Here is a 23,826-nt window from a genome sequence, read left to right as displayed (position 1 = left end):
TGGTGCCCGACGTGGAAGGACTGACCAAGCAAGCGCAGCAGCGGCTCGAAGCCATCCAGCAGATGGAAGAACTGGGCAGCGGCTTCTACCTGGCCATGCACGACCTGGAGATCCGCGGCGCGGGCGAGGTGCTGGGCGAGAACCAGAGCGGCAACATGCTGGAGGTGGGCTTTCAGCTGTACAACGAGATGCTCAACGAAGCCGTCAAGGCGCTCAAGGCCGGCAAGGAGCCGGACCTGCTCAGCCCCCTGTCCGTCACCACCGACATCAACCTGCACGCCCCCGCCCTGCTGCCCGACGACTACTGCGGCGACGTGCACCTGCGCCTGTCGTTCTACAAGAAGCTGGCCACGGCCAAGACGCCCGATCAAATCGACGGCCTGCTCGAAGAGATCGTGGACCGCTTCGGCAAGCTGCCGCCGCAGGCCCAGACCCTCATCGACGTGCACCGCCTGCGCGTGCTGAGCCAGCCCTACGGAGTGGTCAAGGTGGATGCGGCCCCTGGCGTCATCAACATCACCTTCAAGCCCCAGCCGCCCATCGACCCGATGCGCATCATCGAGCTGATCCAGAAAAACAAGCACATCAAGCTGGCGGGCAACGAGAAGCTGCGCATCGAGCGCGAGCTGAAAGAACCCAAGGACCGAGCGCAGATGGTGCGGGACATCTTGCGCAGCCTGGGGCAGCCACTGGTGGCTGCTTGATTTTTAATGAAATTGGCCTCTAGCGCTTATCTGGAAAGCGCTAGTAGCTATTAATAGCATAGCAAACAGAACCATGTGGCTGGAAGCCGCCCTCGTCCTCGTCGCTCTGGTTGCCGCTCTGGCGGCCCGTCCCTGGCGCATGCTGGCCAACCGCAAGCCTCTGGCACACGAGACGCGGGGCGCGCCGTCGGCGCTGTGGACGCCACTGCTCGCCACGCTGGTCTTCCTGCCCTGGCTGTGGGCCCTGCCCACGCTGCACGCCATGCCGCTGCAACTGCAGTGGTCGGGCGCCTGCCTGGTGGTGCTGATGCTGGGCTGGCCGCTGGCGATCCCGGTGCTGATGGGCGTGGGCATCGTGGCCTGCCTGATCTCCCCCGCCATGGCCTGGGCCGATGCACTGGGTGCCACCGTGTGGCTGGGCGTGGTGCCCGCCACGCTGGCGCTGGGCCTGGGCGCGCTGGTGCGGCGCTACACGGGCACCAAACCATTTGTATACGTGCTGGGCCGCGCGTTTCTGGGTACGGTGGCATGCGTGTTTGCGGCGGGCGTGCTGTCACAGTGGAGCGGTCGCCTGCTGCCAGGCGTGGGCGATGAACTGTCGCTGGTAGCGCGCTGGCTCATGGCCTGGGGCGACGGGTTTGTGACGGGCATGCTCGCGGCCATCTTTGTGGCGTACAAGCCCGAATGGTTGGCGACCTGGTCGGACCGGTTGTATCTGCCAAGACCTGATTGAACCGATGTGTGTCGGGTGAGGCCTCGCCGGGCTATACGAGTGAGGGCATCCCTCGCTGCGCCAAGACAACACGAAACATATACGTTTCGCATACACTTCGCCCCCATGGGTATCGTCAAAATTTCCGACCAAATGCATGAGAACCTGCGTGTTGCCAGCAACGCCTTGTCTCGCTCCATCAACGCACAGGCAGAGCACTGGATGCGCATCGGCATGCTCGCAGAGCTGCACCCGCACCTGGACCACCGCGAAATCTGCCAGTTGCTGATCCGCGCCGAGCAGGCGGGTGGGTTTGACCTGGCCACCGTGACGGCATCGATTGCCGACCAACCGGCCCCTGCCAGAAGGCGCGTGCAATGAGGTCCGGCATCACCCTCAAATCTCCTGCAGAGATCGCCATGGCCCGCGCGGCCGGGCACCTGGCGGCCGAGGTATTGCGCATGATCGCCCCCTATGTGCAGCCCGGCGTCAACACTGAAGCGCTGGACCAGCGCTGCAATGATTTCATCGTCAACGAGCTGAAGGTCATCCCCGCCAACGTGGGCTACATGGACTTCCCCAAGACAGTGCTCACCTCCGTCAACCATGTGGTCTGTCATGGCATCCCGTCGGCGGACAAGGTGCTGAAGGCAGGCGACATCGTCAACATCGACGTGGCGGTCATCAAGGATGGCTGGTTTGGCGACACCAGCCGCATGTTCTTTGTGGGCGAGCCCAGCGTGTTGGCGCGCCGCCTGGTCGACACGACGTACGAAGCGCTGTGCGCTGGCATCCGGCAGGTGCGGCCTGGCGCCACGCTGGGGGATGTGGGGCACGCTATCCAGACCGTGGCGCACCGCGAGCGGTTCAGCGTGGTGCGTGAATACGGCGGCCACGGCATCGGTCAGGTCTACCACGACGATCCGCATGTGCCGCACTACGGCCAGCGCGGACAGGGTCTGCGGCTGGAGGAAGGCATGGTCTTCACCATCGAGCCCATGATCAACGCCGGCAAACGCGAGGTGAAAGAGCTGAGCGATGGCTGGACCGTGGTCACGCGCGACCATTCGTTGTCGGCCCAGTTTGAGCACATGGTGGCCGTGACGGCCGACGGCTTTGACGTGCTGACCCCCTGGCCCGATGGCACGGGGGCGTATCCAGCGATCAGCTGAACATCTTTGGGTCGGCCGCCCTGCGTTGCCGCCGCAGTGTTTGACCCAAAACAAGCCGCTCAGTGCGTGGTCGCTCCATAGTGGTGAAAACCACCACCAAGGACGGCCCCCATGAAGCTGATGAGCGATCTTTTCTCTACCGATTACGGCCTGATGAGCATCATCGGCATTGCGTTCATGCTGTGCATGGCCGCGTTTTTTGTGCGCATGTTTCTGGTCAAGATGAACGAGCCGCCCACGCCCAACCCGGCCACGGCGGGGCGTGCGGGAAATGGCAAGGGCCTGCCGCCTTCGCACTGAACCCTGCCATCACGGGCACTGGCGTTAGCGGGAACCGCCGAAGGAGGGGCGATACCATTGCGGGTTCTGATCCCCGCATCCACCTGCCTCACCCCATCTGTGCCATGACCCACGCTACCGAATTCGCGCCCGGCCTCGCTGTCCAGGGCATTGAAGCCCCCCTGTCCCTGTCAAGCTACAAGCTCATTGCATTCGACATGGACTCCACCCTCATCAACATCGAGTGCGTGGACGAAATCGCCGACGCCGCTGGCCGCAAGGCCGAGGTGGCCGCCATCACCGAAGCCGCCATGCAGGGCATCATCACCGACTACAAAGAGAGCCTGCGCCAGCGCGTGGCCCTGCTCAAAGGCGTGACGGTGCAACACATGGAGCAGGTGTTTACCGAGCGGCTGCGCTTTAACCCCGGCGCCAAAGAGCTGATCCATGCCGCCAAAGCCGCAGGCCTGACCACACTGCTGGTGTCCGGCGGCTTCACCTTTTTTGCCGACCGCGTGAAGGCGGGCCTGGGCATCGACTTCGCCCGCTCCAACATGCTGGAGGTGGACAACGGCCAGCTCACCGGCCGCATGGTGGACCAGGCCTGGGGTGACATCTGCGACGGCGCAGAAAAACGCCGCACTCTGCTGGAAGTGGCCTCGCTCATGGGCATCTCGCCTCAACAGGCGATTGCCGTGGGCGACGGCGCCAATGACCTGCCCATGATGGGCGCGGCAGGGTTGTCGGTGGCCTACCACGCCAAGCCCGCCGTGCGCGCGCAGGCCAAGGTGGCGATCAACCAGGGCGGGCTGGACCGGTTGCTGGAAGTGCTGCGTTGATCCTCGACGGTATCGCCAGCCGTTCATGCTGAAAGCACGCATCACCCGCGCAGCGCAGTCCCTGCGCAAGGGCTGGAAGCAGCACTTGGTCACTCTCGCGCTTGCCTGGGTCGCCATCGTGGCGGTAGACACCTGGCGCACGCGCGACCTGCCCCAGGGACCCGCGCCCGATGTAGCGCTGGTGATGGCCCCCACTGTGGCCGCAGCCAACGCCCCACACTCTGACACCACGCTCGCCCAGTGGCGCGCCGAGCACCCCGGCCAGGCCGTGGCCGTGCATTTCTGGGCCGAATGGTGCGCCATCTGCAAGCTGGAAGAGCCCAGCATTGCCAGCTTGGCCACCGACTGGCCTGTGCTGGGTGTGGCCATGCAATCGGGCAGCGCTGAAAAGGTGGCGCAGGTACAGCGCCAACGCGGCATGACCTGGCCCACGGCGGTAGACCCGCAGGGCGCGCTGTCGCGCAGCTGGGGCGTGCGTGCCGTGCCGGCGCTGGTGGTCATCGACGCGCAGGGCCAAGTTCGGTTTGCCACGTCGGGCTACACGCCGGAATGGGCGATGCGCCTGCGGCTGTGGTGGGCACAGACCATGCCCCAGTGGAGTGCAATGCTTCCAAAATAATAGCTTCCAGCGCTTACCAGATAAGCGCTAGAGGCCATTTTGACCAATATTTTGGCGCGGTATGCTAGCTGCGCCAGTGATCCAATTGGCGCAGATCTTCAAGACCTGCGCCCCCTGCCTTTGCACACTGGCCTCCGTACCATCACCGGAGGCCCGCATGCACATCACCCTGAACCAACAACGCCAGCCCGTACCGCCCGGCTGGGAAGACGAACCCCTGCTCTGGCTGCTGCGCGAGCCACTGGGCCTGGTCGGCACGCGCTTTGGCTGCGGGGTGGGCCAGTGCGGCGCCTGCACGGTGCTCATTGACGGGGTCGCGCAGCGGGCCTGCCTGCACACGGCACGCAGACTGCAGGGGCGCTCCATCACCACCGTGGAAGGCCTGGCTGCGGCGGACGGCACGCTGCACCCCGTTCAGCAAGCGTGGCTGGACCTGCGCGTGCCGCAGTGCGGCTACTGCCAATGCGGCCAGATCATGGGCGCGGTGGCCCTGCTGCGCGCCACGCCCCGCCCCACCGACGCACAGATCGACGATGCCATGTCGGCCCATCTGTGCCGCTGCGGCACCCAGCACCGGGTGCGCGCCGCCATCCACCAAGCTGCCGGGGGAACCAAACCATGAAACGCCGCCAGTTTTTGGCAGCGGCAGGCACCGGGGCGCTCACCGTCACGCTTGCAGGCTGCAGTCTGGTGCCCGTCATCCCCAAGCGCCCAACATCCACAGCCGATGACGCGCTGGGCTGGATACGGCACAAAGAGGGCCACTACACCCTGTGGCTGCCCAGCTCCGAAATGGGTCAGCAGATCAGCGCCGCGCTGCAGGGCTTGGCCGCTGCCGAGCTGGGTGTGCCACCCGTGCAAGTGCATCTGCAATTGCCCAGCACCCGCGACATCGCCCGCGTGCGCGCCACCGTGGGCAGCGCCAGCGTGCAGGACTTTGCCCTGCCCCTGGCACGCGCCTGCGCCACGTTGCGCGAGGCTCTGGCGCAAGGCCAGACCACGGGCACGCTGGCAGCGCGTGACATCCCACCCAGCGCTCTGCGCAGCCTGCAGCCGCGCAAGGGGGCTGCCAAAGAAGCTGCAGTGGCGCCGGGCCAGCTGCACGCCCTCGTCACCGGCCAGCCGCTGTTTGCAGGCGACACGCGCCTGCCCGGCCTGCTGTATGGCCGTGTGCTGCGCGCGCCCGTGTCGGCCGAGCGGGCCTCGCAACCGCAGGTGTGGAACGCCACCGCCGCCCGCGCCGACCCGGCCTGCGTGGCCGTGGTGCAGCACCCGCGCCTGTTGCAGATGGACAGCATGGGCCTGGGCATCGTGGCCCGCACGCCCTCGGCACTCGACCGCATCGAGGCCACCCTGGCCGTGCAGTGGCAGGTGGATGGCAGCGCGTTCGATCAGGCAGCCATCGACGAGCGCATCGACATCGACACCCACCTGCGCCGCGGCAGCTTGCAGCACAGCCTGCGCAAGGACGACCTGCCCACAGACACAGCATGGACGCTGGACCTGCGCATGGACGTGCCCCTGGCCGCCCACGCGCCCATCGAGCCGCGCAGCGCCACGGCGCACTGGCTGGCCGCCGCAGACCAAGGCATCGCCCTGAAGGTATGGGTGGGCACCCAAGATCTGTTTTATGTGCGCGATGTGCTGGCTCGCCAGTTCGGCCTGGATGCGGAACGCATTGAGGTGCAGACCTGCCGCATCGGCGGCGGCTTTGGCGGCCGCACGCTGTGCACGGTGGAGCTGGAAGCCGCCGTACTCGCCCAGGCCGTGGGCGCACCGGTCAAGGTGCAATGGAGCCGCGCGCAGGAGTTTGCGCAGGGCTTCCAGCGACCACCCTCCAGCCACCGCGTGCGGGCGCGTGTGCAAGGCGGGCGCATCACCCACTGGTGGCATGCGCTGGCCAGCAGCCACATTCTGTTCACGCCCGCCGCCATGCCGGCGTGGATGCAGACCCTGGCCGACCTGGCGGGCGACAGCGGCGTGGCGCGCGGCGCTCAGCTGCCCTACGACGTACCCCAACAGCGCATCGAGTTCACCGCCCAGCGCCTGCCCGTGCACACCGGCCCCTGGCGCGGCCTGGGCGCGGGGCCCAACACCCTGGTGGTGGAAAGCGCCATGGACGAATGCGCGCGCCAGGCCCAGGCCGACCCATTGGACTGGCGCCTGCAACACACCACCGATGCACGCATGGCCCAAGTGCTGCGCCGTGCCGCTGCCGAGGCCCGCTGGCCGGAACGCCCCGCCAGCGACGCCACCACCCTGCGCGGGCGCGGCATTGCGGGCGGCATCTACAAGGGCGTGAGCTACGCCGCCGCCGTGGCCGATGTGGAGGTGCAACGCGCCACCGGCCAGGTGCGCGTGGTAGCCCTGTGGTGCGCGCACGACTGCGGTATGGTGCTGCAGCCCGATGGCGTGCGTGCGCAGACCGAGGGCAACCTGGTGTGGTGCCTGGGCATGGTGCTGCACGAGCAGTTGCCCGTGGCCCGCTCGGGCGTGGCAGCGGCCAGCTTTGCGGACTACCCACTGCCACGCATGGGCGACGTGCCGCCGCTGCACGTGTACCTGATCGACAGCAGCGCGCCACCCACCGGCGCGGGAGAAACCGCCATGGTGGCCGGAGCCGGGGCAATAGCCAACGCGCTGCGCGACGCCACCGGCGTGCGTTTTACCCGCATGCCCGTGCGCAGCGCAGAAGTGCTGCAGGCCTTGGGTGCGCGGCCCTGAGCAACGCACAGGCAACGGCACAATCTGCCCATGCAAGACTTTGCCAGCGCTGCCATGGTCCGCCTGCTGGTGCGCGCCATGCGCGCTCACGGGCTGGAGCCCCCCGCGCCGCCTGATGTACCGCCCATCAAGCCGGGGCTGGAACCCCTCGGGCGCAGCCAGGTTCCGCTGACCTACAAGCGCAGCGTGGTGCAGGCGGTGCTTCAGCAAGGCGGCCTGGGCACCTTGCTGCAACTGGCACAACGCGTAGACATGATCGCGGGCGAACCGGTGTACATCGCACTGGTGCGGGCCACCAGCCTGCCTGACCTGATTGCGCGCTGGCAGCGGCTGGAGCGCTATGTTCACGCTCGCCATCAGGTGAGCGTTCTCGCGCAGGGGCCGCAGACGATGGAGATACGCCACCACGCACGCCGCGGCATCCCGCAGGAGCCGCTGTCCGCTGAAAGCGTTGCAGTGCTGGGCGTCATCCTGGGCGCTGGCGACGCGATGGGTGTGAAGGGCTTGCAGGCCCAAGTGTTGTTACCCACCGGCGCACTGCAAGCACGCAATGCCGCAGCGCCTGGGGCGGTCTTGGCCGCTGCAGACAAATGGGCCCGTGCGCTGATGCCCATGCATGGAGCACCAGACACCCCACAACCACCGACATCGCCGTCCCACCCGATGGGTCACTGGGCCTTGCAGTGGGAGGACCACCCACCCGACGGTCCCACCACCGCCGGGCACCGGGGCCGAACAGCGCAGGCCGTCGATGCGGATCTGTGCAACGCACTTTCCTGGCCCGCGCTGGCACACCAACTGGCGCGCCAGGTTCTCCACGACCCTGCTGCGGCCCATACCGTGGATGCCCTTGCCCGGCACGTGGCCCTGCCGCCGCGCAGTCTGCAGCGTGCACTGGCGGCCGACGGGTTGAGCTGCCGCAGCATCGTGACCGAAGCGCGCACGCGTGCTGCGGCACGGTGGCTGCTGGAGAGCCCGCACAGCCTGGCCGAAATCGGCTTCGCCTGCGGATTTGCAGACCAGCCCCATTTCACGCGCGATTTTTCCCGGCATGTGGGCATGACGCCTGCGCGCTACAGGCAGGCGTTTGCCAGCGGCACCTGATCAGTACTCACACCGTGTTTACCAGGGATGGCCAGGCTGACGGCAACAGCAACGGCAAAGCAACGGCAAACTGCTGGCTCGTCGGCTCTCGACATGGAGGTCAGTGCAATTTGATCTCTAACTGCAACAGCGCCCAGGTCAGAAAATGCTGCACGCCAAACCCGGAAACCCTTGGCAGGTATTGCACGGCAACGCTTCTCATTGCCAAACCCAACCCACACCGCCTCGGGTTGGCGGTACATCTGATTACGCTTTTCGTCGGCAACACAAGGAACTACAGGGCTTCTGCAACACAGAATCCTGGCGCCACGCACTGACCTCGCCGGTCTCTCGCGCGCGTAAGGCACCCGCCCACCGTTTTGCATCCATCTCATTCCATGCACACCACATTTCTTGCGCCCCGCTATCTGGGCATCGCTCCGCTTCTGTTGATCGCACTGCTGGGTTGCAGCCCTGCATCGGACTCCGCAAAACCCGAGGCCGCTGCCGCTGCGCCCGCAGCCGCTACTGCGCCAGCGCCTTCCGCGGACAAAGCCGCAGAGCAACCGGCGCGCGCTGCGCCCGACAACGTCAGCGCCAAGCTGCAGTCATATATCACTTGCTACAACAAGCTGGACGGGCGTGCCCACCGCACCATCAACCGCTATTCCAGCTGGGTCAAAGACATGAAGGCGGGCCCCACCGGCAATGAAAAAGTAATTTATGGGCTCTACGCCCTGTTCAGCGACGACGTGAAAGAGTGCGTGGCGGAGTTTGAGCACGCCTCGGCCATGCGCCCGGCCCTGCCTGCGCTGGACTCGGCCGGCAAGGCGTACATCGCCTCGCTCGCGGCCATGGACAAGCTGGTGGCCGACGCCTACACCTACTACGACCGCGAGAACTACAAAGACGACAGCTTCGCCAAGGGCAAGTCCATGCACGGGCCCCTGGCCGCGGGTTTTGATGGTTTTGTGCAGGCAAGCGCCGTCTTCTCCAAGGCGCTGGACGTGGAGAACGACAACCTGCTCAGCGCCCAGCTCGCGCACATCGAAAAGACCGAAGGCCGCAAGCTGCCCTACTACCAGATGGCGTTGATGGCCAAAGCCAAGCAACTGGCCGACGTGCTGGGTGACGAGACTTTTGATGCCGCTGCCGCAGCGCCCCGCCTGGAGGCGTTTGAAGCCATCACTGACGAAGCCATGGCCTTCGCGAAGCCGCAAAAAGACGGCCTGCCGATGGAGTGGTCGAGTTTTGAAAACAGCGCCGAAGAGTTCCGCAAGGCGTCCAAGGAGCGCTTTCGCCGCGTTCGCGACAACGTCCCTTACAGCTCGGGCGAGCGCATGATGCTCAAGCCCGGCAGCGGCTGGATGGTGGACGGCAGCGCCGAGAAGCTGGTCAAGGCCTACAACACGCTGGTGGACGCAAGCAACCGCATGTAGAGGTGCAAGGGGCGAGCGGCACCCATGATCGAATGGAGCCGCCTGCCCCATGGCGGCAGGTGCAGCCCACTACTATTTTTATAGCTTTCAGCGCTTATCCAGCAAGCGATAGAGCCTGTTTTGGCTTGATTTTCTTGCGGCCACACACACGCGGCGGTGTGCAATGAGCGGGACAGCAGTTGCACAGAATGGGGACGGCAGACCGTTGTGATGGGCGCCTGCCGTCTCATCACCGCCGTTGGATCGCACCTACACCCATCGCACCAGCGCGCACTTGCAATCGGGGGCGTCTACGACTCCCGCACCTGTTGCACCGCCCATGCCCTCATCGCGCCCTGCCCCTTCGCCTGCATCACCACCAGTCGCAACCCCCCTCGGCCCACACGGCTGCCGGGCGGTCTGGTGCCCTGGTACTGGCCACGCTGGTGCGCCTGCTGTTTACAGGCACCGGATACCCACGGCACCGCCGCGACACGCTCCCGGCAAGATTCCCAGACAGCACGGCACCGCCGCGCGGCAGCGGGCGTAGGCGCCAATCTCGCGTAACGGGCAGCAAGTCGGAGAACGCCGACGCCGATGTCAGCCATCACTGACGCACCGTCCCAACGCTGACGCGCATGCTGGGGGCAACGGTGGGCCACCACCGCCCGCCCTCATTTCATCACCTCACAAAGGAGCAGACACCATGGCCACCAGCAGCCTTCTCGGCATTGACGCTGACAACCGCCCCCCAGCGCACAGCGCCACCGGCATCGACAGCCTGGGGCCCAGCGATGCATCCGACTCTGGCAGTGACAGCGCGGGTGCTTACGGCACCGAGAGCGAAAGCGACACCGACCGCTTCGGCACCGGCGAGCGCAGCAGCGTTGACCCGGCGCCCGAGCCTACCGACACGGACATCCTGCCCGACCACGTGGACTTGCTCGGCGCGGATGCCGACGATGCACTGCCCACAGAGACAGGGCCGGTAAGCGCTGATCGGCTGCCACAGGAATCCGCAGACGAAACGGCGGACGATGAACCTGACGCTTGAGCGAGGCAGCAGGTAGAGCTGCAGCGCTATAGAGATTCAATCGGAGTAATGGGAGTAATGGGAGTAATGGGAGTAATGGGAGCAACGGGGTAGCGCCCGCTGCGTGCATAGGCTGTACTACCCCGACGAGGGCGTCACCGACCCACCATGTTGCCGGGCACCACCCATTCGTCAAACTGCTCGCCCGTGACATAGCCCGACGCCACGGCCGCTTCACGCAGGCTGGTGCCTTCCTTGTGCGCTTTCTTGGCGATATAGGCGGCCTTGTCGTAGCCGATGTGGGTGTTGAGTGCCGTCACCAGCATCAGCGAGCGGTCCACCAGCTCGGTGATGCGCTCGCGGTTGGGCTCGATGCCCACGGCGCACTGGTCGTTGAAGCTCACCATGCCGTCAGCCAACAAACGCACGCTCTGCAAAAAGTTGTGGGCCACCATCGGTCGGAACACGTTCAGCTCGAAGTTGCCCGAGGCGCCGCCGAAGTTGATGGCCACGTCGTTGCCGAACACCTGGGCGGCCAGCATGGTCACCGCTTCGCTCTGCGTGGGGTTGACCTTGCCGGGCATGATGGACGAGCCGGGTTCGTTCTCGGGAATGCTCAGCTCACCAATGCCGCTGCGCGGGCCGCTGGCGAGCCAGCGCACGTCGTTGGCGATTTTCATCATGCTGGCAGCCAGGGTCTTGAGTGCGCCATGGGCGTGCACCAGAGCGTCGCAGCTGGCCAGGGCCTCGAACTTGTTGGGGGCCGTCACAAAAGGCAGACCTGTGAGGCGCGCCAGCTCGGCCGCAGCCTGCTCGGCGTAGCCCTTGGGCGCGTTCAGGCCCGTGCCCACAGCCGTGCCGCCCAGGGCCAGCTCGCACAAGTGGGGCAACGCGGCACGCACATGGCGCTCGCCGTGGTCCAGCTGAGCGACGTAGCCCGAGAACTCCTGGCCCAGTGTGAGCGGGGTGGCGTCCTGCAGATGGGTGCGGCCAATCTTGACGATGCCGTCGAAGTCCCGGGCCTTCTGGTCCAGCGTGGCGCGCAGCTTGGCAATGGCGGGCAGCAGCTTGTGCGTGAGCCTCTCCACAGCAGCCACGTGCATAGCCGTGGGGAAAACGTCGTTGCTCGACTGGCTGCGGTTCACGTCGTCGTTGGGGTGCACCAAGCGGCCTTCACCGCGCTCGCCGCCCAGGATCTCGCTGGCGCGGTTGGCCAGCACCTCGTTGACGTTCATGTTGGTCTGCGTGCCCGAACCCGTCTGCCACACCACCAGCGGGAACTCGCCTGGGTGTTTGCCAGCGATTACCTCGTCGGCTGCTGCCACGATGGCGTCGGTCTTGGTCGCGTCTTGCAGACCCAGGGCCTGGTTGACCACGGCCGATGCGCGCTTGACTTGGGCGAGCGCCTTGATGATCTCGCGCGGTTGCTGCTCGCCCGAGATATCGAAGTTCTGCAGCGAGCGCTGCGTCTGCGCGCCCCAGAGCTTGTCGGCGGGTACCTCGATGGGGCCGAAGGTGTCACGTTCGATGCGGGTGGTAGTCATGTCTGGAAGGTCTCCGTCGTCAATAAATCCGGGCACTAGGGTAGCCGCCGACGCGCAGGTCAGCGTTTTTCCAAGGCCAACGGCAAGCGCTCCAGCATACAAGAAACAAAAACCATTCTCATTTATGCCTGGCAATATTCGCGAAGAACTCTCTGCACTCATGCATATTGGCAGCTGTAAAAACTAGAACACTCTGCGCCAGCGGCCCGCAAGGCGGCTCCAATATCCACCGCAGCTTCGCATACGACGTCAAGCACGGAAAAGCCTGCGCCCTGGTCGATGCAATAACGCTGCGCCTTCAGACCGGACTACACAGATTGCAGAAACGGACGACACGGCGCGGTGCCCGTAGGTTGCATCATGGGCCTCCATCAACTTTGGAGGCCTCCATGCGCACCACCCCGCTCCCAAAATCCGCAGTCGATGAAGCCGAACGCAAGGTGGGTGCAATCCTGGATGAGCTGGAAGACGACACCCACTCAGAGGTCAAGGACATCAACCTGGAAGATGTGGTCGAAAACGACAAGGTAAGCGGGCAGCCCGCAGTGCACCAGGCGGTAGAGATCACTGTTGTGCCGCGCGCTCAGCGCAAGTGGATCAAGTAGCGGGTTGACGAGGTGCTGCCCGGGGTTTGAGGCAGCCGCCTATCGCAAAACACGAAACCCACCCAGCCCGGCATCAGCGTGGTGCAAGGCAGACGGCGATAATTGGCGGGTTTGTCCTTCTCTAAAAAAACCCCACCATGACCACGACCATCCAGTACAACGATCTCGTCGAGTCCGTTGCTGCGGCGCTGCAGTACATCTCCTACTACCACCCCACCGACTACATTGCCCACTTGGCGCGCGCCTACGAGCGCGAACAAAGCCCGGCAGCCAAGGATGCGATCGCGCAGATCCTGACCAACAGCAAGATGAGCGCCACTGGCCAGCGCCCCATCTGCCAGGACACCGGCATCGTCAACGTGTTCCTGAAAGTGGGCATGGATGTGCGCTGGGAAGGCTTTGCCGGAAGCTTGGACGACGCCATCAACGAAGGCGTGCGCCGCGGCTACAACCACCCCGACAACACCCTGCGCGCCAGCGTGGTGGCCGACCCCCAGTTCGACCGCAAGAACACCAAGGACAACACACCGGCCGTGATCTTCACCGAGATCGTGCCTGGCAACACCGTGGACATCACGGTGGCAGCCAAGGGCGGCGGCTCGGAGAACAAGTCCAAGATGTACATGCTCAACCCCAGCGACAGCGTGGTGGACTGGGTGCTCAAGACCGTGCCCACCATGGGCGCAGGCTGGTGCCCACCGGGCATGCTGGGCATCGGGATTGGCGGCACAGCGGAAAAAGCTGTGTTGATGGCCAAGGAAAGCCTGATGGACGACCTGGACATGTACGAGCTGCAAGCCAAGGCCGAGGCCGCCAAGACGGGCGGCCCTGCACTCGACAAGGTCGAGGCTCTGCGCCTGGAGCTGTTCGAGAAGGTCAACGCCCTGGGCATTGGCGCCCAAGGCCTGGGCGGCCTCACCACGGTGCTGGACGTGAAAATCAAGATGTACCCCACGCACGCGGCCAGCAAGCCGATTGCGATGATTCCCAACTGCGCGGCCACGCGTCACGCGCACTTTGTGCTGGATGGCTCGGGCCCTGTGTACCTGGATCCGCCCAGCCTGGACCTGTGGCCCAACGTGAACTGGGAGCCTGACTACAACAAGAGCAAGAAGGTGAACCTGGACACGCTGACCAAGGAAGAAGTGGCCAGCTGGAAGCCCGGCGACACGCTGCTGCTGAACGGCAAGATGCTGACCGGCCGCGACGCCGCGCACAAGCGCATCCAGGACATGCTGGCCAAGGGCGAAAAGCTGCCTGTGGACTTCACCAACCGCGTGATCTACTACGTCGGCCCCGTGGACCCCGTCAAGGGCGAGGCCGTGGGCCCTGCAGGCCCCACCACTGCCACGCGCATGGACAAGTTCACCGACATGATGCTGGAGCAAACCGGCCTCATTGCCATGATCGGCAAGGCAGAGCGCGGCCCTGTGGCCATCGAATCCATCAAGAACCACAAAAGCGCCTACCTGATGGCCGTTGGCGGCGCCGCCTATCTGGTGAGCAAGGCCATCAAGACCGCCAAGGTGGTCGGCTTTGCAGACCTGGGCATGGAAGCCATCTACGAGTTCGACGTGGTGGACATGCCCGTGACCGTGGCCGTGGACTCTGGCGGAACCAGCGCGCACATCACCGGCCCGGCTGAATGGCAAAAGCGCATCGCCACGGGCGAGTTCAAGGGCATCGGCGTGGCAGCGGCCTGACATCCATCGCCTACCAACGCCGCCCCTACAGCGCCTTGGGCCTGACGGGGGCGTTTTCTGTACAACCGCTGCCTAGTACAGCACCCCGAAAGTATCGGAACATGAAAACGCGTCTTCGCGCCCATGGAAGCGTTGCAAATCCTCGCCATAGCTGTTGCTATGGCTGTGGTTTGCGCCTAGCCCTGAGCGCGAATCCATCATTTTCATTTTGTCCCTCTATTTCCGGGTTGCTGTACTAGCCCTCCCCAACCTGAACACATGACCCAGGCACAGCAACAGCAGCCCATCGGCGTATTTGACAGCGGCGTGGGCGGCCTGAGCGTGCTGCGAGCGCTGCGCGCCGCGCTGCCCAATGAGCGTTTTGTGTACCTGGCCGACAGCGCCAATGCACCGTACGGCGAGCGGGGTGACGCCTACGTGGGTGCGCGCACGCACGCGATCACCGACTACCTGCGCAGTCAGCATCACATCAAGGCCCTGGTGGTGGCGTGCAACACCGCGACCGCTGCAGCCATCCACGAGGTGCGCAGCAGCCACCCCGACCTGCCGCTGGTGGGCCTGGAGCCCGCCATCAAGCCCGCATTGGCGGTGACAAAAACGGGCTATGTGGGCGTGATCGGAACACGTGGCACGCTCACCAGCGCCAAGTTCGGCAAGCTGATGACATCGCTGGCAGACCAAGCCCATTTTGTGGTGCAGCCCTGCGACGGTCTGGCCCACGCGATTGAGCGCAGCGTGGCGCGGCCCCTGGCCGCTTCTGATCCCGCCGCCACCCTGGCATCGGAAACCGGAGCGCTGTGTGAACGTTACATCCACGCGATGGGCGCGTTCGGCAAGGACCCGGGCCAGATGGACACCCTGGTGCTGGGTTGCACGCACTACATTTTTGTGGAGCAGGAGTTGCGTGCGCTGGTGGGGCCTGATGTGCAGTTCATTGAGACCGGCGAACCGGTAGCGCGACAGACCCGCCGGTTACTGGAGAGTGCGAGGTTACTGAATCTGGCACCCCACGGGGTAGGTGCAGGAACCGCAAATGAAGTCGCATGTGATTCAGCGTCTGAAAGCGTTTTGGCAGAAGCTGATGCAGCGCTTGACAACAGAATCCGCCTTCTCACCACCGGTCCTTTGCCCATGCTGCAGGCAGCGGCCGATCGCTGGTTGAACCTGCCCTCCGCATCCTGCGAAGCAGTTTCTGTTCCGTGATGTGAACGCAATTGGCCTTTAGCGCTTTACCAGCAAGCGCCTACAGCTACTGATTTAGTAGCGCAACTGAACGCGTTATGCCTCGCGCACAGCTGAACAACACGGGTCAGTCAGCACCCCACAGCCGCTCTCCCGAGTGCTCCACATGCGTGAGGTATAGCCGCAGATCGAACTCATACTGGTGGTACTGGGGCTCCATGTGGGCGCATAGCTGATAGAAGGCCTTGTCATGGTCTTTCTCGCGGAGGTGTGCCAGCTCGTGGACAACAATCATCCGCAGAAACTCATCCGGAGCCTGCTTGAACATGGCTGCAATGCGTATCTCGTGTTTGGCAGCCAGGCGGTTGCCCTGCACGCGGGAGACCGACGTGTGCAAGCCCAGCGCGTGGCGCACCACATGGATCTTGTTGTCAAAAATCACCTTGTTGACCGTGCCAGCGTTGCGCAGGTAGCGCGACTTCAGCTCTTGCGCATAGTCGTATAGCGCTTTGTCACTGCGCACCGCGTGCGCTTGCGGATACTTGCGTTGCAGCACCGCACCGAGCGTCCCACGTGCCAGCAGTTCACGCGCCTGGTCCTGTAAGGATTCAGGGTACGAGCGCAGGTAAGGAAGTTCAGTTTTCATGGACAGCAACCGGCTCACCAGGAACAGCCAGAGACATCAGCGGCCAGGGGCGCGATAGCTTCACAAAAAATTCACTGACAGTACGCTGCGGACGCTTGCCGCAGCTTACCAAGGTGTCCGCTCAGTGCAAATGGCGCGGGCGACGACCACCGCCCCCACCATGACCGCCCCCGGAGCCGCCCGAACCGCGCGGTGGCTTGCCGATCTCCAGCGAGTTCACCAATGCATCAAAACGCTGGCTGAACAGCTTGTCGATCTCGGTCACCACGCCGCCTAACTCAGCGCCGTCAAAGTGGCGCTCCATCATATTGACCACGTCTTGCACCAGCAGGTCACGTTGCACCTGCATGATGGCTGCGGGCGTTGGGCCCACAAACAGCATGACAAAGTCATCGCGAGACTCGGCGCTTTGGCCCTCGTCCTCTTCGTCAAAATCGGTGTCGTAGAAGGTCACCTCAATGGCTGCGCCCTGCTCGGCCAGTTCGTTGAGGCTCATGCACATCTCGTCGAGTGACTGGCGAAAATCGTCGTCGCCCCGCACCGTCCAGCACATCTGCAGCAGATGCTCCTGCACATCGAATTTGATACCGGGCTCTTCTTCATAGGCGCTGGCAGCACCGTCGGCCAGAGAACGGGCTCCAGCGTATTTCCACAGGGGTTTGAGCGCCTCCTGGAGCTGGTCAAAACTCGCATCGGGGCGTAGCTGAACCTGTCCATGGACGTGGATTTCGAAGGGAGCGTTGTAACTTGACATGATTGAATCGTAGTGGTGCCCCGAGCCGGGGTCGAACCGGCACGCCCCTTTTCAGGAAAGCGGCGGATTTTAAGTCCGCAGTGTCTACCAATTTCACCATCGGGGCGCCGGCTGCCCAACGCACTCCTGCGTCGCAGCGTAACCCGGGCAGCGCATGCGCGCAATGCCCTGTCGTATCTCTGGTCACAGGGCCGACGCCCCGCCGAGCCGCCCGCCTTGCACCACCAAGAAAAAAGGGAAGCCGAAGCTTCCCTTACAAATATGGAGCGGGAAAAGAGTCTCGAACTCTCGACCTCAACCTTGGCAAGGTTGCGCTCTACCAACTGAGCTATTCCCGCATTCGCCTACTGCACCCGACGTTTCCATCAGAGCTAATCAGCAAGCCTCAAATTATATCGCTATTTTTTGGCTCTATTCAATTGCAAACCAAAAAATCAACCAATCACCATCCATCCTTCAACAGTCATCTTGATTACGACGATCACAGAAGATCTTCAGACATCAAGACACAGACCGTATCTGGAGGCGCGGTCCGGAGTCGAACCGGACTAACCGGATTTGCAATCCGGGGCATAACCGCTTTGCTACCGCGCCAGAAATTCACATTTCTCTGACAAAAAAGGGAAGCATTTGCTTCCCTTTTTGTGGAAATTGGAGCGGGAAAAGAGTCTCGAACTCTCGACCTCAACCTTGGCAAGGTTGCGCTCTACCAACTGAGCTATTCCCGCATTTTACCGAAGCCTCACATTGTACAACGTTTGCTGCGATGAAGTGAATTGTAGCGCATTTTTTAAGGCTCAAAAGAAATTTTTGCCTTAATGTTTCAAACCATCGGGTGTCGCCGAGGACGCCGCTGATTTCTCCGCAGCCGCTGCAGCCACCACAGCGACTTCTTCGTCGGTCAACGGCACTGGCTTGCTTTCCAGCGCTACTTCCAGCACCTTATCAATCCAGCGCACCGGCACGATCTCCAGGCCACTCTTCACGTTGTCTGGAATCTCGGCAAGGTCCTTCACGTTTTCTTCAGGGATCAACACGGTCTTGATCCCGCCACGCAGGGCTGCAAGCAACTTTTCCTTCAACCCACCAATGGCAGTGACTTCGCCACGCAGAGTGATTTCACCAGTCATCGCCACATCAGCGCGCACAGGAATTCCAGTCAGTGCCGAAACGAAAGCCGTGGTCATGGCAGCGCCCGCACTGGGGCCGTCTTTTGGCGTCGCACCATCGGGCACATGGATGTGGATATCGCGCTTTTCAAACGCTTCATCCTTGATGCCAAGAATGCGCGAGCGGCTGCGCACAACCGTGCGGGCTGCCTCCACCGATTCTTTCATCACGTCGCCCAGGGAGCCAGTACGCGTGATCACGCCCTTGCCGGGCATGGCGGCGGCTTCGATCGTCAGCAAGTCGCCGCCCACCTCGGTCCATGCGAGGCCTACCACCTGACCAACCTGGTTCTGCGCCTCGGCGCGGCCATAAGTGTACTTGCGCACCCCCAGGAAGTCGGGCAAGTTGTCGGCGGTGACAACGACTTGTGGCTCGTACTTCTTGAGTTGCAGGCCCTTCACCACCTTGCGGCAGATCTTGGACAGCTCGCGCTCCAGGGAGCGCACGCCAGCTTCACGCGTGTAATAGCGCACCATATCGCGCACGGCGGGCTCGGTGATGAGCAGCTCCTCGTCCTTCACGCCATTGTTCTTGAGCTGCTTAGGCAGCAGGTACTTCATAGCAATGCTGGTCTTCTCGTCCTCCGTGTAACCGGACAGACGGATCACCTCCATGCGGTCGAGCAGTGCCGGAGGAATGTTCATCGAGTTCGACGTAGCGACAAACATCACATCGCTCAGGTCGAAATCAACCTCCACATAGTGGTCGCCGAAGGTGTGGTTCTGCTCGGGGTCCAGCACCTCCAGCAGCGCACTGGACGGGTCGCCACGGAAATCGGTACCGAGCTTGTCGATCTCGTCGAGCAGGAACAGCGGATTGCGCGTGCCCACCTTGGACAGGCTCTGCAGCACTTTGCCCGGCAGTGCGCCGATGTAGGTGCGGCGGTGCCCGCGAATCTCGGCCTCATCACGCATGCCCCCCAGGGCCATGCGCACATATTTGCGGCCGGTGGCTTTGGCGATCGATTGGCCCAGCGAGGTCTTGCCGACCCCAGGAGGGCCCACCAGGCACAGGATGGGCGCCTTCACCTTGTCCACGCGCTGCTGCACTGCAAGGTACTCAAGGATGCGATCCTTGACTTTGTCGAGGCCGAAGTGATCTTCGTTCAGAACGCCTTCGGCATTGACGAGGTCGTGCTTGATCTTGGTCTTTTTGCTCCACGGCAGCGCGGTGAGTACATCGATGTAGTTGCGAACCACCGTCGCCTCGGCCGACATGGGCGACATGAGCTTGAGCTTCTTGAGTTCGCCGTCTGCCTTTTTGCGCGCTTCAGCAGGCATCTTGGCCAGCTTGATCTTTTTCTCGATCTCTTCAATGTCGGCGCCTTCGTCGCCTTCGCCCAGCTCCTTCTGAATGGCCTTGACCTGCTCGTTCAGATAGAAATCGCGCTGGTTCTTCTCCATCTGACGCTTCACGCGGCCGCGGATTTTCTTGTCGACATTGAGGATGTCGACTTCACGATCCAACTGCTCGAACAGATTTTCCAGACGTGCCTTCACGTCCGACAGATCCAGCACTACCTGCTTGTTTTCCAGCTTGAGCGGAAGATGCGCAGCGATGGTGTCAGCCAGACGGCCCGGGTCATCAATGCTGGAGATGGATGTCAGGATCTCGGGCGGGATCTTTTTATTGAGTTTGACGTACTGGTCAAACTGCTGCATCACCGCACGGCGAAGCGCCTCGATCTCACTGGGCTTGTTAGCGTCCGGTGTAGCTTCGACCGGCACCACAGTGGCCATGAAATGGGTTTCTGCGTCGTCAATGGAAGACACCTGGGCGCGCTGCTGGCCCTCGACCAAAACCTTCACAGTGCCATCAGGCAGCTTGAGCATCTGCAAGATGGTGGAGACACAGCCGACATCGAACATGTCGGACGCCGAAGGCTCGTCCTTGGCGGCCGCCTTCTGGGCGACCAGCATGATGCGGCGATCAGCCTCCATGGCCATCTCAAGCGCCTTGATGCTCTTGGGGCGGCCCACGAAAAGTGGGATGACCATGTGAGGAAACACGACCACGTCACGCAACGGCAACAGTGGCAGGTCAATGGGAGTGGCTGGCAGGGGGGTATGTCCGGACATGGAAATCCTCAAAGTGCTCTGTGGAATATGGTCCACATGTGGGGATTTTCAACCCTTGCATGCAGCCGCACTGCTGCAAGGGTTGATGGGACAGGGGGCGGCCTCAAGGCGCCCTCTCCGGTCATCTCAGGCCTTCTTTGCCGCTTCGCGGTAAACGAGAAGCGGGGGCTTGTTTTCTTCGATGGTGGACTCGTCCACCACCACCTTTTCGACGTTGCTGGTGTTGGGCAGGTCGAACATTGTGCTGATCAGCGATTGCTCCAGGATGGAACGCAGGCCACGGGCACCCGTCTTGCGCGCCAGCGCCTTGCGGGCAATCGCTTTGAGGGCAGCAGGACGGATTTCCAAGTCCACACCCTCCATGGCCAGAAGCTTGCTGTACTGCTTGACCAATGCGTTCTTGGGTTCTGTCAGGATCTGCACCAGCGCATCTTCGCTGAGCTCTGCCAACGCAGTCACCACTGGCATCCGACCGACGAGTTCAGGGATCAGACCGAACTTGATCAGGTCTTCGGGTTCAATCTCGGTGAAGACCTCGGTCAGCGAACGCTGCTTCTTGCTTTTGACCGATGCGCCGAAACCGATGCCGGAGGCTTCGGTACGGTTCTCGATCACCTTTTCCAGCCCTGCAAACGCGCCGCCACAGATGAACAGAATATTGGTCGTGTCGATCTGCAAAAAATCCTGATTGGGATGCTTGCGTCCACCCTGGGGTGGCACGCTTGCCATGGTGCCTTCGATGAGCTTGAGCAGCGCCTGTTGCACGCCCTCACCCGACACGTCGCGCGTGATGCTGGGGTTGTCGGATTTGCGCGAGATCTTGTCGATTTCGTCGATGTAGACGATGCCTCGCTGTGCGCGTTCTACTTCATAGTTACAGCTTTGCAGCAGCTTCTGCACGATGTTCTCGACGTCTTCGCCCACGTAACCCGCCTCGGTCAAGGTGGTTGCGTCTGCCATCACGAAGGGCACATCCAGCATGCGCGCCAAGGTCTGGGCCAGAAGCGTCTTGCCAGAGCCCGTTGGTCCGATCAACAAGATGTTGCTCTTGGACAGCTCGACATCGTCCTTGTTGGCTTTGTCCTTATGGCGCAGGCGCTTGTAGTGGTTGTATACCGCTACTGCCAGTGTGCGTTTGGCGACGTCCTGGCCAATGACATAGTTGTCGAGGTTGGTCTTGATCTCTACCGGGGTGGGCAGGTCGCTGCGGCCTTCACGTGCCAGGTCACCGGCCGGGAGCTCGTCGCGAATGATCTCGTTGCACAGGTCAATGCACTCGTCGCAGATAAAGACCGACGGGCCAGCGATCAGCTTCTTCACTTCGTGCTGGCTTTTGCCGCAAAAAGAGCAGTAAAGGGTTTTTTCGCTGGAAGAGCCTTTTTTCTCGGCCATGGGGGCAATGCCTTGCTTGTTACGGAAAGTTGTCGGGATGATAACCAAATAAAAAACGGCGTCTTCCTCAGAGGAAAACGCCGCTGTTTGACCCTGTGGCTATCAGGAGCGCTTGCTGATCACCTGGTCGACCAAGCCGTATTCCTTGGACTCGTCGGCTGACAGGAAATAGTCTCGCTCGGTGTCTCGCTGGATCTTTTCCAGGGGCTGGCCCGTGCGCTCGGCCAGAATCTTGTTGAGTTGCTCGCGCGTTTTCAGGATCTCGCGCGCATGGATCTCGATCTCGGTCGCCTGGCCCTGCATGCCGCCCAGCGGTTGGTGGATCATGACCTTGGAGTTGGGCAATGCAAAACGCTTGCCCTTTTCTCCAGCAGCCAGCAGGAACGCGCCCATGCTGGCGGCCATGCCGGTGCACAAGGTGGAAACATCGGGCTTGATGAAGTTCATGGTGTCAAAGATCGCCATGCCGGCACTCACCGAGCCGCCGGGGGAGTTGATGTAGAACGAAATATCCTTGTCGGGGTTTTCGCTCTCCAGGAACAGCAGCTGCGCTACCACCAGATTGGCGGTCTGGTCATTGACCGGGCCGACCAGGAAAATAACGCGCTCCTTGAGCAGGCGCGAGTAGATGTCATAGGACCGCTCGCCGCGGCCCGACTGCTCGATGACCATGGGGACCATGCCCAGGCCTTGTGTTTCCAATGCGCTCATGTTTTCTCCAGACAAGCAGGTACTGTACCCAGAAATGAATTGGGGCTTGTGCACGAAAGCACAAGCCCCTGGTGTGATCCTCAGCAGCCAACGGCCCGAACAAAGAGCGCTGGCTGTTGTGGCACGGGCCTATCAGCCCTGCTGAGCCATCAGCTCGTCGAACGAAACGGTCTTTTCAATGACCTTCGCCTTGCTCAGCACAAATTCGGTGACGTTGTTTTCGATCACCACGGCTTCGACGTCGGCCAGGCGTTGGCGGTCGCCAAAGTACCAGCGGACCACATCTTCGGGCTTTTCGTAGCTTGCGGCCAGGTCGTCGATGTGGGCCTTGAGCTGCTCAGGCTTGGCCTGCAGTTCGTTGGCGCGTACCAGCTCAGCCACGACCAGACCCAGGCGAACACGGCGCTCGGCCTGAGGGCGGAACACGTCTTCAGGGATCTCGGCCTTGTCGGCATCCTTGATGCCGCGTTGCTTGAGTTCAGCGCGAGCGCCTTCCAGCAGGCGGGCGATTTCGGACTGCACGCTGGCGTTGGGCAAGTCCAGTTCGGCTTTGGACACCAGGGCATCCATCACGGCCGCCTTGTTGCGGGCCAGCAGGCGGAACTTGACCTCACGCTCCAGATTCTTCTTGATGTCGGCGCGCAAGCCATCCACGGAACCGTCGGCGATACCCAGGGACTTGGCCAGGGCGTCGTTCACTTCTGGCAGGTGGGCGGCTTCGATCTTCTTGATCGTCACCAGGAAGTCGGCGGTCTTGCCAGCCACATCCTTGCCGTGGTACTCCGCAGGGAAAGCCAGCGGGAAAGTCTTGCTTTCGCCCGACTTCATACCGCGCACTGCGTCTTCAAATTCCTTGAGCATCTGGCCTTCGCCGACCAGGAACTGGAAGTCTTCAGCCTTGCCGCCTTCAAAAGGCTCGCCGTCAATCTTGCCTTCAAAGTCGACAGTCACACGGTCGCTGTCTTGTGCAGCGGCGTCCATGGCGCGCTGCGCGAAGCTGCGGCGCTGCTTGCGCAGGATGTCGATGGTCTTGTCGATGGCCGAATCGGTCACCTCAGCAGACAGCTTTTCAACTTCTGCGTCCGCCAGATCAGCGATCTTGACTTCAGGGAACACTTCAAAAATGGCATCGAAAGTGACCTGGCCTTCGGGCGCGCCTTCCTTTTCGGTGATGCGGGGCTGACCGGCAACACGCAGGTTGGCTTCATTGGCTGCTACTGCAAACGCTTCACCGACCTTGTCGTTGAGCACTTCGTACTGCACCGAGTAGCCGTAGCGCTGGGCAACCACCGTCATGGGGACCTTGCCAGGACGGAAGCCGTCCATCTTGACCGTGCGTGCCAGGCGCTTGAGGCGCGTGTCGACTTCGGACTGGATCAGGGTGACGGGCACGCTCAGCGTAATCTTGCGCTCGAGCTTCTCAAGGGTTTCAACAGTAACGGCCATGGCTATTCCTCT

General features: G+C 62.7%; 22 protein-coding genes and 4 tRNA genes. 15 read left to right on the top strand and 11 right to left on the bottom strand.

Annotation, left to right across the window (positions count from 1 at the left end; all coding sequences use genetic code 11):
• The 12 genes from ACK4OE_RS19660 to ACK4OE_RS19605 all read left to right on the top strand — a co-directional run.
• A partial coding sequence (locus tag ACK4OE_RS19660; protein ID WP_409887264.1) for a TRCF domain-containing protein occupies nucleotides 1–704 on the top strand: 704 nt, incomplete at its 5' end.
• A 73-nt stretch (nucleotides 705–777) separates the two neighbouring features.
• The gene (locus tag ACK4OE_RS19655) at nucleotides 778–1,437 is read left to right on the top strand and encodes a hypothetical protein (protein WP_409887262.1); all 660 of its coding nucleotides are present in this window, start codon (nucleotides 778–780) and stop codon (nucleotides 1,435–1,437) included.
• 105 nt (nucleotides 1,438–1,542) lie between these two features.
• Nucleotides 1,543–1,797: a ParD-like family protein gene (locus tag ACK4OE_RS19650; protein ID WP_409887260.1), complete on the top strand. Its 255-nt coding sequence runs from the start codon at nucleotides 1,543–1,545 to the stop codon at nucleotides 1,795–1,797.
• Nucleotides 1,794–2,588: a type I methionyl aminopeptidase gene (gene map, locus ACK4OE_RS19645; RefSeq protein ID WP_409887258.1), complete on the top strand. Its 795-nt coding sequence runs from the start codon at nucleotides 1,794–1,796 to the stop codon at nucleotides 2,586–2,588. Before ACK4OE_RS19650 ends, map begins: the two co-directional genes overlap by 4 nt.
• 111 nt (nucleotides 2,589–2,699) lie before the next feature.
• Nucleotides 2,700–2,888, top strand: a complete 189-nt coding sequence (locus tag ACK4OE_RS19640) for a DUF3149 domain-containing protein (RefSeq protein ID WP_409887256.1) — start codon at nucleotides 2,700–2,702, stop codon at nucleotides 2,886–2,888.
• A 104-nt stretch (nucleotides 2,889–2,992) separates the two neighbouring features.
• On the top strand, nucleotides 2,993–3,706 hold the full coding sequence (gene serB, locus ACK4OE_RS19635; protein WP_409887254.1) for a phosphoserine phosphatase SerB: 714 nt from the start codon (nucleotides 2,993–2,995) through the stop codon (nucleotides 3,704–3,706).
• Between the two features lie 25 nt (nucleotides 3,707–3,731).
• Nucleotides 3,732–4,325, top strand: coding sequence for a protein disulfide oxidoreductase (locus tag ACK4OE_RS19630; protein ID WP_409887252.1), 594 nt, complete (start codon nucleotides 3,732–3,734; stop codon nucleotides 4,323–4,325).
• A 157-nt stretch (nucleotides 4,326–4,482) separates the two neighbouring features.
• Nucleotides 4,483–4,947, top strand: a complete 465-nt coding sequence (locus ACK4OE_RS19625; RefSeq protein WP_409887250.1) for a (2Fe-2S)-binding protein — start codon at nucleotides 4,483–4,485, stop codon at nucleotides 4,945–4,947.
• Nucleotides 4,944–7,049: a molybdopterin cofactor-binding domain-containing protein gene (locus tag ACK4OE_RS19620; protein WP_409887248.1), complete on the top strand. Its 2,106-nt coding sequence runs from the start codon at nucleotides 4,944–4,946 to the stop codon at nucleotides 7,047–7,049. The genes ACK4OE_RS19625 and ACK4OE_RS19620 overlap by 4 nt, the downstream gene beginning before the upstream one ends.
• A 30-nt stretch (nucleotides 7,050–7,079) precedes the next feature.
• Nucleotides 7,080–8,153, top strand: a complete 1,074-nt coding sequence (locus ACK4OE_RS19615; RefSeq protein ID WP_409887246.1) for a helix-turn-helix transcriptional regulator — start codon at nucleotides 7,080–7,082, stop codon at nucleotides 8,151–8,153.
• 377 nt (nucleotides 8,154–8,530) lie between these two features.
• Entirely contained in the window at nucleotides 8,531–9,571 is a 1,041-nt protein-coding gene (locus ACK4OE_RS19610) for a YiiG family protein (protein WP_409887244.1), read from the top strand.
• A gap of 685 nt (nucleotides 9,572–10,256) precedes the next feature.
• Nucleotides 10,257–10,604, top strand: coding sequence for a hypothetical protein (locus ACK4OE_RS19605; protein ID WP_409887242.1), 348 nt, complete (start codon nucleotides 10,257–10,259; stop codon nucleotides 10,602–10,604).
• A gap of 134 nt (nucleotides 10,605–10,738) precedes the next feature.
• On the opposite strand, the gene fumC is transcribed toward ACK4OE_RS19605, so the two are convergent.
• A complete protein-coding gene (gene fumC, locus ACK4OE_RS19600) occupies nucleotides 10,739–12,127 on the bottom strand; it encodes a class II fumarate hydratase (protein WP_409887240.1) in 1,389 nt (462 codons plus the stop codon).
• A gap of 389 nt (nucleotides 12,128–12,516) precedes the next feature.
• On the opposite strand from fumC, the gene ACK4OE_RS19595 reads away from it, so the two are divergent.
• The 3 genes from ACK4OE_RS19595 to murI all read left to right on the top strand — a co-directional run bounded on the left by ACK4OE_RS19595 (nucleotide 12,517) and on the right by murI (nucleotide 15,638).
• A complete protein-coding gene (locus ACK4OE_RS19595) occupies nucleotides 12,517–12,732 on the top strand; it encodes a hypothetical protein (protein ID WP_409887239.1) in 216 nt (71 codons plus the stop codon).
• A 137-nt stretch (nucleotides 12,733–12,869) separates the two neighbouring features.
• Nucleotides 12,870–14,435 (top strand): fumarate hydratase, encoded by a 1,566-nt coding sequence (locus ACK4OE_RS19590; RefSeq protein ID WP_409887237.1) that lies wholly within the window; start codon nucleotides 12,870–12,872, stop codon nucleotides 14,433–14,435.
• 258 nt (nucleotides 14,436–14,693) lie between these two features.
• Entirely contained in the window at nucleotides 14,694–15,638 is a 945-nt protein-coding gene (gene murI, locus ACK4OE_RS19585) for a glutamate racemase (RefSeq protein WP_409887235.1), read from the top strand.
• 106 nt (nucleotides 15,639–15,744) lie between these two features.
• On the opposite strand, the gene ACK4OE_RS19580 is transcribed toward murI, so the two are convergent.
• From ACK4OE_RS19580 to tig, 10 genes are all read right to left on the bottom strand, one after another.
• Entirely contained in the window at nucleotides 15,745–16,263 is a 519-nt protein-coding gene (locus tag ACK4OE_RS19580; RefSeq protein WP_409887234.1) for a M48 family metallopeptidase, read from the bottom strand.
• A 121-nt stretch (nucleotides 16,264–16,384) separates the two neighbouring features.
• A complete protein-coding gene (locus tag ACK4OE_RS19575; protein WP_409887232.1) occupies nucleotides 16,385–17,017 on the bottom strand; it encodes a DUF6806 family protein in 633 nt (210 codons plus the stop codon).
• A 13-nt stretch (nucleotides 17,018–17,030) separates the two neighbouring features.
• Nucleotides 17,031–17,123 (bottom strand) — tRNA-Leu (locus ACK4OE_RS19570).
• 156 nt (nucleotides 17,124–17,279) lie between these two features.
• Nucleotides 17,280–17,355: transfer RNA gene (locus tag ACK4OE_RS19565), tRNA-Gly, on the bottom strand.
• A 182-nt stretch (nucleotides 17,356–17,537) separates the two neighbouring features.
• Nucleotides 17,538–17,611 (bottom strand) — tRNA-Cys (locus ACK4OE_RS19560).
• Between the two features lie 58 nt (nucleotides 17,612–17,669).
• Nucleotides 17,670–17,745, bottom strand: a tRNA-Gly gene (locus ACK4OE_RS19555).
• Nucleotides 17,746–17,832: 87 nt separating this feature from the next.
• Nucleotides 17,833–20,265 (bottom strand): endopeptidase La, encoded by a 2,433-nt coding sequence (gene lon / locus ACK4OE_RS19550; RefSeq protein ID WP_409887230.1) that lies wholly within the window; start codon nucleotides 20,263–20,265, stop codon nucleotides 17,833–17,835.
• Nucleotides 20,266–20,391: 126 nt separating this feature from the next.
• Nucleotides 20,392–21,657, bottom strand: coding sequence for an ATP-dependent Clp protease ATP-binding subunit ClpX (clpX, locus tag ACK4OE_RS19545; protein WP_409887228.1), 1,266 nt, complete (start codon nucleotides 21,655–21,657; stop codon nucleotides 20,392–20,394).
• 102 nt (nucleotides 21,658–21,759) lie between these two features.
• Nucleotides 21,760–22,368, bottom strand: coding sequence for an ATP-dependent Clp endopeptidase proteolytic subunit ClpP (gene clpP / locus ACK4OE_RS19540; RefSeq protein WP_409887226.1), 609 nt, complete (start codon nucleotides 22,366–22,368; stop codon nucleotides 21,760–21,762).
• Nucleotides 22,369–22,500: 132 nt separating this feature from the next.
• Nucleotides 22,501–23,814, bottom strand: a complete 1,314-nt coding sequence (gene tig, locus ACK4OE_RS19535; protein ID WP_409887224.1) for a trigger factor — start codon at nucleotides 23,812–23,814, stop codon at nucleotides 22,501–22,503.
• Nucleotides 23,815–23,826 lie beyond the last annotated feature (12 nt).

It is taken from the genome of Acidovorax sp., assembly GCF_046314175.1.
Taxonomy (GTDB): Bacteria; Pseudomonadota; Gammaproteobacteria; order Burkholderiales; family Burkholderiaceae_C; genus Acidovorax.
The sequence above is the reverse complement of the archived record's forward strand: the minus strand, read 5'-3'. Positions and strand labels throughout refer to the sequence as shown.